This window comes from Slackia isoflavoniconvertens (assembly GCF_003725955.1).
In the GTDB taxonomy this organism is placed as follows: Bacteria; Actinomycetota; Coriobacteriia; order Coriobacteriales; family Eggerthellaceae; genus Slackia; species Slackia isoflavoniconvertens.
Genome location: NZ_QIBZ01000002.1, coordinates 188,918 through 203,469, shown reverse-complemented (window position 1 = coordinate 203,469; position 14,552 = coordinate 188,918). Strand labels below are relative to the sequence as shown.

Here is a 14,552-nt window from a genome sequence, read left to right as displayed (position 1 = left end):
CTCCGGGCTTCTGCCCTTCGCGGCGGCGAGTTCAGCATTATACGCGCCCCCGGCGCCCCGGGTGCGGGAAACCCGCCCGCACACAGGATGCCGACAACTCCAGCGCGGCGGAGCGGAAGGATGGGGGGGTTCGGACGCTTGGGCGGCAACGGGCTGGCGCTTCGCCCCGCCCCGCGGCCCCGGCGTTTCGCCCCGGCCCATAGGCGCGGCCGATTCAGCCTCCTATATATAAGCAAAGAGATCGGCACCCGCCTCCGGGCCGGAGGCCTTCCGCGCCGTCGTCACGCAAGCGGCGCTTCCCCCTGTCGCCGGCTTTCCCCTGCTCGCTTCCGCCAAGCTTCTCGCGGAGGGGATAGCCTCCCGAAAGAAGAACGGCCGCCTCCGGGCCCGCCCGCCTTCCGCGCGGGCAATCCCCTCGGCGACCGCCCCTGGTCGATTCTCTCTATATATCTATAGAGAGATATGTTTAGTAGCGACTGTCGAAGATGCGCTTGGTCTTCTTTACCGAACGCGGCAACTCGCCCATGGGGACGCCCTTCGCTTCAGGCGTGCAGCCAATCTTCGCCTTAAAGAGCAGCGCAAGCTCCTGCTCGCACTTTTCCTTATCCTCGCCTTCGAGCGGCGTCTCGAACAGCACCGTGAGCACATCGCGGCCATCAATTGCCTCAATCATGACCTGATACTCAGAGCTCGCACCATCGGTAAACGCAATGACTTCCTCGATTTGCGCGGGGAACATGTTGCAGCCCTTCACCTTTACCATGTCGTCGGTGCGACCAGTAAGGGTGTCGATGCGGGGATGCTTCAAGCCGCAAGCGCAATCGCCGGGAATGATGCGCGTGAGGTCGTGCGTACGATAGCGAATAAGCGGCGCCCCTTGCTTGCGCAGCGTGGTAAGCACGAGCTCGCCCATTTCGCCGTCGGGCACGGGATCGCCAGTCTTCGGGTCGACGATCTCGCAATATACGTAGTCACTCCAAATATGCATGCCGTGGTGCTCGCTGCACGAAATGCCGATGCCGGGGCCATAAATCTCGGTCAGGCCATAGATATCGAAAATCTCAACGCCAAGCTCATTCTCGATACGGTGGCGCATCTTTTCGCCCCAACGCTCCGAGCCAATAACGCCTTTGCGCAGGTCGAGCTTATCGCGCAAGCCTCGCTTCGAGATTTCCTCAGCGAGCAAAAGCGCATAGCTACTCGTGCCCGTGATAACCGTGCTGTGCAGGTCTTGCATCATTTGCAGCTGCTTCTCGGTATTGCCGGGACCCATGGGAATAGCCATAGCGCCCAAGCGCTCGCAGCCAAGCTGGAACCCAATGCCCGCAGTCCACAGACCATAGCCAGGGGTAATTTGAATGCGATCCTTATTGGTAATGCCCGCCGTGCGATAGCAACGCGCAAACATTTCGGCCCAATCGGCAACATCCTGTGCGGTGTAAGGAATAATGACCGGCGTGCCCGTCGTACCCGAAGAGCTGTGGATGCGCACAACTTCCTCGTCGGGTACGGCTTGAATTCCCAACGGATAGGCTTCGCGTAAGTCGGCCTTTTCCGAAAAGGGCAGCTTCTCGAAGTCGGCCTGGGTTTGTACGTCGGACAAATCGATGTCCTCAAACTTCTTCGCATAGAAGGGAGAACGATCTTTCAGAGTTTTGAATTGCTCTTTAATAAGGTTGAACTGTTCATCGGTGAGCTGCATGGCACTGCCTTTCGCGCATGTCTGACATAATTTGCGGAAATTGGAGACGCTTCAAGCCTGCGAAAAATCAGGGCTTTACGCAGTTTCGTCATTCGGGTGCACGAAAAAGGCGCCTCAAGCTCGCTGAGCAAACTTGAAGCTAGAGCCATCGACCAGCCAACGCGGCGCGCGCGGCTTTGAGAGATTGTATGTCGAGTGCGTTCATCATGGGCACTATTGTACGCTAAAGCGCCCAATGAGCAAGATATGGAATGAAAGATTCCGCGAGCGGGCTTTGGCCGCGGCAACGTTCAACACACCAACCTCTTCGCAGCCGCCCACCCACAAACGCAGAAACTCCCACAAGGATGCCATGCCTGCGGGGTTTTATGAATTCAAACGAATCGAAAGAGAAATAGGCCCGAGAAAAAAATCGTCGGTCGCGTGCCATGCATCGCTCACCGAAACGAACTTACCGCAATCCCAATTCTTTGCACACAGCATCGACCGCAGCAAGGTTCATATCAACGAATTTCGGCTTCACGCATACGCGAATGGCCTCCTTAAATTCGTCGAGCGAAATGCCTAAAAGAGGATTTCCTTGAGCATCGCGCTGAGAGATGGCGACCGTCAGCAGAACGATGTTGAGAGCCTTCGAATTGCCGACAAGCTCAAGGAGCGCCGATTCGTCGACCACGACGGTTGCGCCCTCGCGCCTTTCGAGCGCCTCAAGCACCGGTGCCGCAACATACACCGTTTTCGACAGCGACGCCGTGACGGGCTGTTTCACATTCGACGCCGTGACAAGCACGCCGTGCGCAGAGAGAAGCCCGAGCATACGCGCCGCTTCGCCAGGCTCGAAGGCGATGAGCATGTCGGCCGCACCCGCACCCACGAGCGGCGAGGCAACATGTTCGCCTTCGTTGCCCATGCGAACATGACTCGTCACGCTTCCGCCTCGCTGCGCCATACCGATTGTTTCAGCGGTGCGCACATGCCAGCCGCGCGCTTGCGCAGCCTGGGCGAGTATTTTCGCGGCGAGCACGGTACCCTGTCCGCCAATACCGGTGAGCACTACATTTTTCATTGGACAACACTCCAAATCATGGTCTTACAAAAGCCAACGAGCGTGATCCTCGCACCCTTCAATCAGAATGCGACTGCGATGCGCTTCGCGGCAGCCGAAAGCCAAAGCGACAACGGTACGCGGGACGCCCGCCCGCCGGTCGCGTCTATGCAGATTGGCGCGCTGGCGCGATGGCCCCAAACAGACAAACCTGCGTGCACAAACCGCAGCCCGTGCACAGCGTCTCATCAATCGTAGCAACCTCGCCATTGAATCCGATGGCGGGACACCCTATCGACGTGATGCACTTCTTGCAGACCGTGCATGTTTCCGCATTGATCGAAACAGGAGCCTCGGGCTTAACGAGATTCACGCACGGCGCGCGGAAGATAACCGCAGACGGGCCCTCGAAAGAAACCGCCTTCGTGACCGCATCGATACTCTCATCAAGATGATGGGGGTTGGCGAACTCGATGCATTCCACGCCAAGTGCCTCGAGGACGCGTTCGATAGAAAGCGGCGCGCTTTTAGGCCCCATGAGCGTGTTGCCCGTGCCAGGATGCGGCTGCCCGCCCGTCATGGCCGTGGTGGAATTGTCGAGCACGCACACCGTGATGTCGTGCTGGTTGTATACGGCATTGGCAACGCCCGTGATACCGCTCGCGAAAAACGTCGAATCGCCCACGAAAGCAAGCTGTTTCGCCGCAGGGTCGGCAACGCCGAGGCCTTGCGCCATCGTGATGCCCGCGCCCATACACAAACAGGTATCCACAGCATCGAGCGGCTTGGCATTGCCCAAGGTGTAACAGCCGATATCGCCCGAAAAGATACCGCGAACGCGCATTTTTTTGAGCGCTTGCTTGCATGCGTAAAACGAACCACGATGGGGGCAGCCTGCGCACAACACCGGTGGGCGTGCGGGAAGCTCGATATCGAGATTGGGCGCCTCGGCTTCGCGTGCACGAGCTCGCGCATTGGCGCGTTCTTCAATTTTACGCATGAGCTCGTCGCCCGAAACACCCTCACGACGCAGCAAGGCTTCATCAAAGAATTTGCTCAAACGCTCAACAATATCATCGGCGTCGTTCTCGCCGGCATCGCGGCACGCGCCCGACGCACGGCCAAGAACCCGAGGAGCGCTCTTGCCTCGCGCCGCACGCAAGCCGGCCACATGAACGAGGCCGTCTTCAATAACCGAATCAAGTTCCTCGAACACGATAACAGCATCGAGGCCATCGAGGAATTCATCCACGCGAACCTCGGGGAACGGGAACGGCGTGCCGATTTGCATGAAACGATAGCTCGGAAGAGCCTCGCCGCGCTCACCGCCGGCAACATCAGCCGCAGAAGCCGCCTGTTTTGCCGCGTGCTCAAGAATCGAAAGCGCCTCTTTCGCATACGCGGTCGACACGCCGCCGCACGCGATGCCGATTTTCGGCGCATCGCCGTGATTTTCGATGGGATTGAAGCGAGAAAGATCTTCCGACGGCAAACCACTCGGCGTCTCGGAGGCGCATACGCCCGAGAATTCATCGGCGATCTTCGCCAATCGGCCGTTAATTTCTTTATGTCCGCGATATGCTCGCGCAGGAAAAATAACCCAGCGGGAATCGTCTTTTGAGAAACCCTTTACAGGGGCGCCCTGCGTTTTTTCAGCCACATCGACGAACGTCGATGAATGACACACACGCGTCGTTGGACGCATAATCACCGGCGTTCGATAGCGTTCAGAAAGCGCGAAGGCGCACGGGAGCATTTCAACGCCCTGCTCAACGCTCGCCGGATCGAGCGCAGGAATCTTGGCGAACGACGCAAAACGACGCGTATCTTGCTCGGTCTGCGACGAAATAGGGCCAGGATCGTCGGCCACATATATGACGCAGCCGCCCTCGACGCCCACATAATTCAAGCTCATGAGCGGGTCACTCGCGACGTTGAGGCCGACTTGCTTGCAAGTGAACAGCGTACGTGCGCCGGCATACGACGCGCCGGCGAGCAACTCGAGCGCCGCCTTTTCGTTGGTCGACCATTCAACATGCACGTTTTCGGCGGCACCCGCCTGCACGCGCTTCGCAACGGTTTCGATAAGCTCGCTCGAGGGCGTGCCCGGATAACCCGCGACCACGGCAACGCCCGCCTCGAGCGCGGCATGCGCGAAGGCCTCGTTGCCCATGAGCAATTTCTTTGTCATTATTCAGCCATCTTCGCTTTGAAATCAGAAATCTTCTTGCGGCATTCATCGCAACCCGTGCCGAGCATTTGCACCGCGAGAATCGCAGCGTTTTTCGCGCCATTGATGGCGACGCATGCGACGGGCACGCCAGAGGGCATTTGGACCATAGAGAGAAGCGAATCGAGGCCGCCCAAGTCGCTCGTTTTCATAGGCACGGCAATAACCGGCAGCGGAGTATAGGCGGCAACCACACCACCAAGGTGGGCGGCCTTGCCGGCAGCAGCAACGATAACGCGCATACCGCGTTCCTCGGCGCCCGATGCCCATTCATGCACCTCGGCCGGCTTGCGGTGCGCGCTGGCAACCTTCACTTCGTAAGGAATGCCGAACTCCTCGAGCTGCTTCATGCACGGCTCCATATTGGGCATGTCGCTTTCGCTGCCCATGATGATTCCGACCAACGCCTTTTCTTCAGCCATGAAAATCGCCTCTTTCACTCGCGAACGCTTTTTCTCACTAAAGTATAACGTGTAAAAAGCATCGGAATAAAAGAGGCGCAGGATAACTAAATGATACGTGGCGCGAAAGGCTTTCGAGGCAACGTGAGAAACCGAGCGGCTACCTTGCGCCGCCGCCTCCTCCACCGAAGCCGCCTCCGCCAAAATCACTGCCACCCGAGAAGCCGCCACCCGAGCCATCGCTGCTCGACGCGGCGCTGAGCGCCTCGGAAACCGTCTGCATGGTGTTGGCCTGCATGGTTTGGAACATTTCGGCGGGGCTCACAACGGGAGCGGCCGTACCACCCGGCATGCCGTAATAGTGGGGCATGAGCCAATAGCCCGTCGATGTCGCGAAGTCCTCGTCTTGGATGACCTGGGGCAGTTTCACCTGAAGCGCCTTCATAGCCTCTTCGGCGACACCAAACACGTAGGCATACACCATCATTTCGCCCCACACTTTCACATCGGTGGGCAGGCGTTCGTCGAGCGCGCTGAAATCTTTGAGCCAGTTGCGCAGGCCGACGCACTTGGCATGAATTTCAACCGCCTCGCGGCTGCGACGCTGCATGAACTTCGAAAGCACCGCGAGCACCACCACGGGCGGAATGAACGCCAAGAACAACGTGAATTCGTCGGTCACGAAAAGCGAGAAAACGCCCACGATGCCCAACAGCACTGCGAGCACGAAGAAAATCACGCGATAGTGCGAACCTTTTTCCTCGAAGAAGTTGCACTTGTTCGTTTCAGCCGAAACCACGCCCTGCCAGCTTTCCATAGCGTCGTTGAACGACTCAGGGTAATCGGTTCCGAACTGCTGAATAGTGCCAAACCACAAGGAATCGGCACCCTTGGCAATTTTCTTGAATACGAGGTCCATCGTCTTTTTATCAATAGAGTCGACGACCTTTTCTTCCCAGCCAGGAAGGCGCGTGATGTAGTAATCGTTCACCGTTTTGCTGCCGCCCATGCCAAAAAGCCCCTTGTTGGGCGCTTCGTAGCTGCCGGCATCGAGCCGAATTGCGCCGATATGGGACAGATGCATGAGCGTCGCCGTAAGGTCATTGGGGGACTCGGCATCGAAACGCCACAGTCGCCCGATAACCGCGGGCGAAAGACCCTTTGCAGGCACATCGCGCCAGTATTCATCCTGGAATTGGGGCTTATACTCGCGGCCATGGCGGAAGAACATGAAGACCGCCCACACGATAATGCCGATGGCGGCAACCAGGCACACCACAATGAAGAGAAGCGACTGCAGACGGGAGGCATTCGCCTTGTTCGCAAGCTGGGCTTCATCCTCGAGCACGGAATCGAGCCGATTGCCCATATGCTTGTTGGCCGCCGAGCCCGAAACGTTCATCCATTCCGCAGGGAATACCGAATGGATTTCGGCATAGCCGCCCGCGCTTACCGAAGAGACCTGCGCATAAATCGCGCCATCATCGCCAATGGACAGGCTTCCGTCGAGCGGACCATGGCCCCATGCGCGCACATTGTCGCCTGCGCGAACCTGCGTGCCTGCAGGAACCGGAACCGTGAGCGTCGTGGTGACATGGTCGCTGTCGACCGCCCAACCATGGCCGATATATTGCCAATACACCTCGGCGACGTCGTCGTAAACCTGAACGAAATTCGAAATGGAGTACGAGAGCGTCATCGTGACTTCAGAATCGGATTCGTCGAAGAACACATACACGGTGTTCTCGTCCTCGTCGATGGAATACGACGGGTATCCCGCGCCGCCGGCCTCGCGCCACGCTCGCTGGAATTCTACGGGGGAAAGCGTCTGGGTCTCACCTGTGGACTCATTGGTAAGCGATACCGATTTCACCGAAAGCATGCTTTCCTTGGTCGGCATGTTGTCGAAGGTCCACCACACCGCTGTAAAATTGCCCGAAAAATCGAATGTGCGCGCTTCAGTGACATCAAGCGAGCCGTCGGCGTTCGCTTGGGCATCTATCGTGACGCTTGGGCATGTGTACGATTTGGCGTACGCGTGCGAAGGCATGCATGCAAGCATGGCAATGGCGGCGATCGCGACAATAAGGAATTGCAAAATGAAGGTACGCGCGAAGCGTTTTTGCGAAGCTCTGTGGTGATTCAACGATGAAGTCATCAAGTCTCCCTTGCATTTGGATAGGTGTCACGGTATCATACACCCCTGCACGCACAAAAATGTGCGTCACGAGCGGAGAAGTGACCGAGAGGCCGAAGGTGCTCGCCTGCTAAGTGAGTATACCCCACAAGGGTATCTGGGGTTCGAATCCCCACTTCTCCGCCAGTCTTGAAATGCCGCAGGCACGGGAAACCGTGTCTGTTTTGTTTTATGACAACAACGAGGGGATTCGAACCGATGAGGTCGATTCGCGCCAGGAAAACAGCCCAGTGAGCTGTTTTCAGCGAATCGCGAGGAGGCTTTAGCCGACGAGGTGAAGCGCGCGCAGCGCGATTCTGAATCCCCACTTCTCCGCCAGTTGTTTATTTACGCCGTTCTAACGAACGGCGTTTTTCTTTTGAGCCGACCTGATACTGCGCGTGCGCCGGGCGCGTCATCTTACCCCTTGTGCATGGCGCGGCGCGTACCAAAGTACGCTTGGCCATGCGGCGGGGCAATCTGCCGCGCCGGGCGCACGCTCGCTGACTTTAGGTGCGAACGAAGCATTTCTTCATATTTTTCTGTTTCGAATGATTATCTGGGGGTGAGATTTCGTCACACCGGGCAAGCACATACCTGTTAAACGCTACGAGCATTTAACAGGTTGCAACGAGTCATAAGATTACAAATACAAAGAAACCCGCCGAAGCGGGTTTCTTGATTGAGTGCGTTGTTGCGCCTAGTTGGTTTTTGTCTCGGCGGGCTGAGAAGACTCAGTCGAGGCGTTCTCGACCGAAGATTCGGTCGAAGAGTCGGCGGAAGTGCTTGCATCAGATTCCGTCGAAGCGGACGTGCTCGAAGGTTCGACGCCATCGAGGCTTACATCGTAGACAAGACCGCTCGGCATGTCGTTGATCTGAATGTCGGCATTGCTCTTGTAGTCCTGATACCACTGCGAATAAGCCTGCTGCTTGGCGGAAGACTCAAGGGTGGACTTGATGGAATCCATGAACTCAGACGGAAGCTGGTCGATCGACGTGACTTCCTCAGGAGCGTTGAACACCTGGGTGCACTTGATGATATGGATGCCATAGCTCGAGGTTACCAGGCCGGAAACCTGGCCTTCCTCAAGGCCATCGAGCGCGGTTTGGTACTCGTCGACAAACGATGTCAGCTTATCCCAACCAACATTGCCGCCGTCTTCCTTGCTGCCTTCATCCCGAGAATACTCTTTTGCGGCCTCAGCGAAGTCGAGCTCTCCAGAGTTAATCTTGTCGAGCACTTCCTGGGCGGTAGCTTCGTCATCGGAATTGAACAGGATGTGGCTCGATTTCTTTGCGCCGTTGTAGTAAGTGGCATACATCTGGGCGTACTGCAGAAGCTCTTCATCGGTGGGGTCTTCCGGCTGGGCAACCTTTTCCTGAAGAGCCTGCTGAAGCATGGAAACCTCAAGCAGCGAGCGATACTGCGACTCGGTGGTGCCGATCTGCTTCAGCGCATTTTCCCAATCTTCATCGGAATCGTAGTAAGAGCGCATCTGCTGCACCTGGGAATCGATTTCGGAAGACTCGACCTTAATGTCGTTTTCCTCGGCAGCCTGGCGAATGAGTTCCTGGCTCGCGTAATAGTTGATGACTTCCTCGCGAATGTCGGACGCGGTGTAATTGTTGTCGACGAGCCACTGTGCCCAGTCGGCGTCGGACTCAAGATTCGACATGCTGCGGAAGTTTGCGATGTACGAAGTCACGGCCTTCTCGCCGATTTCCGTGCCATTGACCGTGGCAGCAACGCCTTCGGACGTATCGCTCACCGACACGTCGCCGGAATCGCTTTTCGTCTGGCTGCAGCCAACGGCGGCAAAACAGCATGCGGCGGAAAGTGCCGCAGCGCAGGCGATTTTCAAGAAGTTCATCTTCTTCATTAAGCCCTACCTTCTCTTATGGGCAAGGGTAAACGGGACGCGACCTAAACTCTCCCCATGCCGCATTCGCTTTTGCCCTTTGTGTACGGGCCAGTATTTTCCCACAGGCGAAAAACGGGTTTAACGCCGTCACAATACACCCACACGCACACCACGCGAACGCCCAAAATGCACGGCCATATACGGCAAATTGGGCATTTCGGCGCATGGGAATAAATGCGTGTATATACAAAGACCCGCCCGTATACGCGGGCGGGTCTCAAAGCGGCGAAATGGAATTCGCTAGTTCTTGTTAGCCTTGCGGCGGTCGGTTGCGGAAAGCAGGCGCTTGCGCATACGAATGGACTGCGGCGTGACCTCGACGAGCTCGTCGTCCTCAATGTACTCCAGAGCCTCTTCGAGGGTGAACGTCACCGGCGGGGTAAGCTGGATGGCCTTATCGGCGGTCGAAGAGCGCTGGTTGCCCAGGTTCTTAGTCTTCGACACGTTCACGACCATATCGCCTTCCTTGGCCGATTCGCCGACGATCATGCCTTCATAGCACTCGTCGCCCGGCTTCACAAACAGGCGGCCGCGCTGCTGCAGCGTGTCAAGAGCGTACGCAACGGCCTTGTCGGTGCTCATGGCAATCATGCCGCCATTCTTGCGACCCTGCATCTCGCCGGTATACGGACCGTACTCGCGGAAGTGATGGAACAGCACGCCCTCGCCGTGGGTCACGTTGAGGATGCGCGTCTTCAGGCCCATGGTGCCGCGTGACGGAATGCGGAACACGAGGTGCGTCATGGTCTCGTCGGAAGCCATGTCTTCCATGATGCCGCCAGCGGTGCCCATAACCTCGATAGCCTTGCCCGAGTAATCGTTGGGAACGTCGAGCGTTGCCTCCTCGATGGGCTCAAGCTTGTTGCCGTGCTCGTCGGTCTTGTACACGACCTGCGGGCGACCAACCTGGAATTCGAAGCCCTCGCGGCGCATCGTTTCCATAAGAACGGACAGGTGCAGAACGCCACGACCGGCGACGCGAACGCCGCTCTTGTCTTCCGTCTCGTCAATGCGCATGGAAATGTTGGATTCCTTTTCGCGCATGAGGCGCTCTTTAAGCTGGCGGGCGCCAACGATGTCACCCTCGCGACCCACGATGGGGCTCGTGGAAGCTTCGAACACAACGGCCATGGTGGGCTCTTCGACGGCGATGGGCTTCATTTCGACCGGGTTCTCGCGATCGGTAATCACATCTCCGATGTCGGCAGCCTCAATGCCGATAACAGCAACGATGTCGCCCGCATGAGCCTCGGGGACCTCAACCTTGCCAAGGTTCTCAAAGGTGTACACCTTGCGAATCTGGGCATTGTACGGCTCACCCTCGGAGGGAACCACGAGCACAAGGTCTTTCTCGTGAATGGTGCCGCTATGCAAGCGACCAATGCCGATGCGGCCTTCGTAGCTGCTGTGGTCGACGGTGCACACCTGCATCGCAACCGGGCCATCGGCGTCAACGTCGGGCGCAGGAATTTCTTTCAAAATGGTATCGAGCAGCGGAATCATGTCCATGTTGCCGTCGTCGTATTCGTAGCGAGCGTAGCCATTCACGGCCGAAGCGTAAACAACCGGGAAATCGAGCTGCTCGTCGGAAGCGCCAAGTTCGACCATGAGGTCGAACACCTTATCGACGGCGGCTTCGGGGTCGGCATTCGGGCGGTCGATTTTGTTCACAACCACCACAATGCGCAGGCCGGCCTCGAGTGCATGCGAGAGCACGAAACGCGTCTGGGGCTTGGGGCCTTCGTATGCGTCAACGATGAGCAGAGCACCGTCGGCCATGTTCAGCACGCGCTCGACCTCGCCGCCGAAGTCGGCGTGGCCCGGGGTGTCGATGACGTTGATCTTCACGCCTTTGTAGTTGATGGAAATATTCTTCGACAGAATGGTGATGCCGCGCTCACGTTCCTGGTCATTCGAGTCGAGCACGCGCTCCTCGACCTGCTGATTCTCGCGGAACACGTGGGCTGCGCCCAGAAGGCGGTCGACCATCGTGGTTTTACCATGGTCAACGTGCGCGATGATTGCCACGTTGCGAAGGTTTTCTTGCTTCATTTAGTCTTCTTCCCAGTTCTCTTCCAGTTGGCGCTTCTGCATCTCAATTTCGCCGAGGTGCTCATTGAGCGTCGCGATATTCTTGCACGCTCCCGTGAGCGTGACGATACCCCAAATTACCAACGTTCCCGCAAGGCCAGCCGCCCATACAATGCGGCGCAAGAACAGCGCGATAATGACGCCGGCCGCAATCATGATGATAGAATTGCGGCGCTCGTCGCACAGAGCATCGTGCTGGGCGATGAGCTGCGTGCGCGCGGCTTCCAAACCCGCGATTTTCGCCTCGCGTGCCGTGTAGGCTTGGCGAGGGCGAGAAGACGAGCGGCTCTGTTTCGACGCCGCGCGATCGCTCGTGAGATACTCGTAGGCGTCTTGTAGACGCTTGAATTGCTCAGTCGCTCGATCTTGCAGCTTCTTATTATTCGCGAAGCGATCGGGGTGCAATATCTGCACGCACTCGCGATAGGCCGATTTGATGTCGGCCGCCGACGCATCGTCGTCGAGTCCAAGGATGTTGAGCGCTTCGGTACGATTCACGCAAACCCTTTCGTCGACAAAGCGGAAACATACGGGCGAGAATTATAGCAGGCATAGCAACGCTGCAGATAAACGCGCAAAACGCTTACAAAGAACCTGCATAGCAGCGCCGCAGGCGGACATATGATTCTGGGGCGAAAGATGTTCCTTGCGCACGGCGTGAGCGCAGCATAATGAGGGTGAAATACGAAAAACGCCGCCCCGAAGGACGGCGTAATGAATGTGGTGGAGAATAGGGGGATCGAACCCCTGACCTCAGGCTTGCAAAGCCCGCGCTCTCCCAGCTGAGCTAATTCCCCGTATCTAATAAACGCTCCACCGGCTCGTGGCTCACGGTGGGGCGTTTATTAAGCAAAGGTGGTGGGCCTGACAAGGTTCGAACTTGTGACCTCACGATTATCAGTCGTGCGCTCTGACCAACTGAGCTACAGGCCCGCGCTAAAAGTGCTTGGCTATATTACAACGACTCGAAACAACTTTGCAACAACTTTTTTCAACTTTTTTCGGAACTATCGCGAGTGAAGCGATTCCGCTCTTTCAGCGCAAGAAAGGGCACGGCACCTGTTCCGCAAGATTGCACAAACAATTGACGCATCGAATCGGTTGCCAAAAAATGCACGAAGGGGGCCCAATTGCAACAAATCGCGCCTTTCATGGCAGGAATTAGGACAATGGGGCCTCTTTAAGCAACCCTCACGCATTCCCGCATCAAAACGCAATTCATAGCACCAGGTCAGCGGAACGTTGCTAAGAGGAAATTCATGAGCCGCCATAAAAAGGAGCGCAACGAGGCCCCCTGGCGGCATTTCCTGCCAGAAGCGGCCGCGCAACTAACACCCTAGACGAAAAAAGCCCGTCCCTAAGGACGAGCTTCAATGTTCGGTGGTGGGCCTGACAAGGTTCGAACTTATGACCTCACGATTATCAGTCGTGCGCTCTGACCAACTGAGCTACAGGCCCATTTTGCGCTTGAAAAAGCCGCTCTTTCGAGCGGCTCTCTAATTCAAATGGTGGTCAGAGAGGGACTTGAACCCCCGACACGGGGATTTTCAATCCCCTGCTCTACCGACTGAGCTACCTGACCGGTTGCGTCAAACGCAGGTATGTATATTACAGACCGGACAACCCGAATGCAAGAACTTTTTTCGATAATTTTAAAGTTAGCCTGTCACCTGGACCAACCTGTTAAACGCTACGAGCATTTAACAGGTTTCGGCATCGGGCGGGGCTATTGAAACACGAGACTCGGCTATTTCGTCGACTCCTCATTGGCGGCACCTGCGGCAAGCATCTGCTCGAACATGCTGGCCGTCGATTTGAAATCGTTCGGCAGCACGACGGTCGAGCCTTTGCCCGATTCGGCAAAGCGGCCCATCATGTCGGCCCACTGGGTGAACATGAACAGCTCGTTTGCCTCCTGGGGCGTCACGCCCGATTCCTTAATGGTCTCGAGGGAATCTTTAATACCCTGCGCGATAGCCTTGCGCTGATTCGCGATGCCCTCGCCGGCCTTTTCCATGCTTTCAGCCTCAGCAAGCGCCTCAGTGACCTTCTTAATGCGATCGGCTTCCGCCAAATCCTGCGCGGCCAGGCGCACACGTTGGGCGGAGTTGATCTGGTTCATGGAATCTTCAACTTCCTTCGGAAGCGAAATGCGCGTGATGAGCGTGCTCACCAACGTGAAGCCGTAAGCGGCCATCTGCTCGCTCACCGTCGCGTTCACGTCTTTGGCGATGTCGTCTTTCTTAGCGAATACCTCATCGAGCGAATACGTCGGAATGCTCGAGCGCAGCGCGTCGGTAATGAAGTCTTTCATCTGCTCGACGGGTTCCTGCAACATGTAGTAACTCTTGAAAATGCCCGATTCCATGGGATTGTTGCCCAGCGAGTAATCGACGTGGTACTGCGCGGAAATATCGAGGCCGATGGTCACATTGTCCTCGGTTTTCACATCGATGCTGAAGCCGTTCTTCATGGTTCGCAGGCTCACGGTCGTAGCTTTACGCTCGAAGAACGGAATCTTCACATGGAAGCCGGCTCCTACAAAGCGATTGAATTTACCCAGACGCTCGATGATCACCGCGTGCTGCTGTTTCACGACGAACAGACCATCTTTGATGATGGCCGCGATAACCAAAATGAAAATGATGAAGAACACAAGACCGCCAACCATGGTGGCACCTTCCTCTTAGGAGACGATGCCACCATTCTAGCAGGCGCCGACACCTACACCGCATCAAGAGCACGTGAAATATCGCGGCATGCGCGGTTAAGCGAAACAAGCCAGCGTGGCGCCATTCACGCCGAAAGAAACGACGGTAAGCGACTCTCGAATAAAGCCGAAATGGGACGCGGGTGCATCATGGCCGACGGCCACGGCCTAACCCTAAGACGAAGCGTATCCGCGCCCCACAAGCATCGGCTATCGCCCAACGCGACCGCCGCCCGCCTAGACCGTCGCCCCTCCGGTTCAGCAACAAAAAAC

The 14,552-nt window shown here is 56.9% G+C and carries 9 protein-coding genes and 5 tRNA genes; 1 reads left to right on the top strand and 13 read right to left on the bottom strand.

What is annotated here, in order from left to right; genetic code table 11:
* Positions 1-466: 466 nt before the first annotated feature.
* From DMP05_RS01825 to DMP05_RS01805, 5 genes are all read right to left on the bottom strand, one after another.
* Complete coding sequence (locus DMP05_RS01825) at positions 467-1,702, bottom strand: phenylacetate--CoA ligase family protein (protein WP_123218893.1); 1,236 nt, start codon at positions 1,700-1,702, stop codon at positions 467-469.
* 451 nt (positions 1,703-2,153) lie between these two features.
* Positions 2,154-2,768 (bottom strand): indolepyruvate oxidoreductase subunit beta, encoded by a 615-nt coding sequence (locus DMP05_RS01820; RefSeq protein ID WP_123218892.1) that lies wholly within the window; start codon positions 2,766-2,768, stop codon positions 2,154-2,156.
* A 145-nt stretch (positions 2,769-2,913) separates the two neighbouring features.
* Positions 2,914-4,938 (bottom strand): thiamine pyrophosphate-dependent enzyme, encoded by a 2,025-nt coding sequence (locus DMP05_RS01815; RefSeq protein ID WP_123218891.1) that lies wholly within the window; start codon positions 4,936-4,938, stop codon positions 2,914-2,916.
* On the bottom strand, positions 4,938-5,399 hold the full coding sequence (purE, locus tag DMP05_RS01810; protein ID WP_123218904.1) for a 5-(carboxyamino)imidazole ribonucleotide mutase: 462 nt from the start codon (positions 5,397-5,399) through the stop codon (positions 4,938-4,940). The genes DMP05_RS01815 and purE overlap by 1 nt, the downstream gene beginning before the upstream one ends.
* A gap of 139 nt (positions 5,400-5,538) precedes the next feature.
* Positions 5,539-7,536, bottom strand: coding sequence for a DUF2207 domain-containing protein (locus tag DMP05_RS01805; protein ID WP_123218890.1), 1,998 nt, complete (start codon positions 7,534-7,536; stop codon positions 5,539-5,541).
* Positions 7,537-7,610: 74 nt separating this feature from the next.
* Here DMP05_RS01805 and DMP05_RS01800 point away from each other — a divergent pair.
* A tRNA-Ser gene (locus DMP05_RS01800) sits at positions 7,611-7,701 on the top strand.
* Positions 7,702-8,254: 553 nt separating this feature from the next.
* Here DMP05_RS01800 and DMP05_RS01795 read toward each other — a convergent pair.
* The 8 genes from DMP05_RS01795 to DMP05_RS01760 form a co-directional block, all read right to left on the bottom strand.
* Positions 8,255-9,436 (bottom strand): peptidylprolyl isomerase, encoded by a 1,182-nt coding sequence (locus DMP05_RS01795; RefSeq protein ID WP_123218889.1) that lies wholly within the window; start codon positions 9,434-9,436, stop codon positions 8,255-8,257.
* Between the two features lie 282 nt (positions 9,437-9,718).
* Positions 9,719-11,530, bottom strand: a complete 1,812-nt coding sequence (gene typA / locus DMP05_RS01790) for a translational GTPase TypA (RefSeq protein ID WP_114616336.1) — start codon at positions 11,528-11,530, stop codon at positions 9,719-9,721.
* Positions 11,531-12,067 carry a J domain-containing protein gene (locus tag DMP05_RS01785; protein ID WP_114616337.1) on the bottom strand — a complete coding sequence of 179 codons (537 nt, stop codon included), beginning with the start codon at positions 12,065-12,067 and terminating at the stop codon, positions 11,531-11,533.
* 223 nt (positions 12,068-12,290) lie between these two features.
* Positions 12,291-12,366: transfer RNA gene (locus DMP05_RS01780), tRNA-Ala, on the bottom strand.
* A gap of 59 nt (positions 12,367-12,425) precedes the next feature.
* A tRNA-Ile gene (locus DMP05_RS01775) sits at positions 12,426-12,502 on the bottom strand.
* Positions 12,503-12,950: 448 nt separating this feature from the next.
* Positions 12,951-13,027 (bottom strand) — tRNA-Ile (locus DMP05_RS01770).
* Between the two features lie 48 nt (positions 13,028-13,075).
* Positions 13,076-13,151, bottom strand: a tRNA-Phe gene (locus tag DMP05_RS01765).
* 165 nt (positions 13,152-13,316) lie between these two features.
* On the bottom strand, positions 13,317-14,240 hold the full coding sequence (locus tag DMP05_RS01760; RefSeq protein ID WP_123218888.1) for an SPFH domain-containing protein: 924 nt from the start codon (positions 14,238-14,240) through the stop codon (positions 13,317-13,319).
* Positions 14,241-14,552 lie beyond the last annotated feature (312 nt).

Coding starts and splice junctions, on each gene's coding strand:
- DMP05_RS01815 (WP_123218891.1), bottom strand. CDS start 4,938: ATGACAAAGAAATTGCTCATGGGCAACGAGGCCTTCGCGCATGCCGCG.
- DMP05_RS01760 (WP_123218888.1), bottom strand. CDS start 14,240: ATGGTTGGCGGTCTTGTGTTCTTCATCATTTTCATTTTGGTTATCGCG.
- typA (WP_114616336.1), bottom strand. CDS start 11,530: ATGAAGCAAGAAAACCTTCGCAACGTGGCAATCATCGCGCACGTTGAC.
- DMP05_RS01805 (WP_123218890.1), bottom strand. CDS start 7,536: ATGACTTCATCGTTGAATCACCACAGAGCTTCGCAAAAACGCTTCGCG.
- DMP05_RS01795 (WP_123218889.1), bottom strand. CDS start 9,436: ATGAAGAAGATGAACTTCTTGAAAATCGCCTGCGCTGCGGCACTTTCC.
- DMP05_RS01820 (WP_123218892.1), bottom strand. CDS start 2,768: ATGAAAAATGTAGTGCTCACCGGTATTGGCGGACAGGGTACCGTGCTC.
- DMP05_RS01825 (WP_123218893.1), bottom strand. CDS start 1,702: ATGCAGCTCACCGATGAACAGTTCAACCTTATTAAAGAGCAATTCAAA.
- purE (WP_123218904.1), bottom strand. CDS start 5,399: ATGGCTGAAGAAAAGGCGTTGGTCGGAATCATCATGGGCAGCGAAAGC.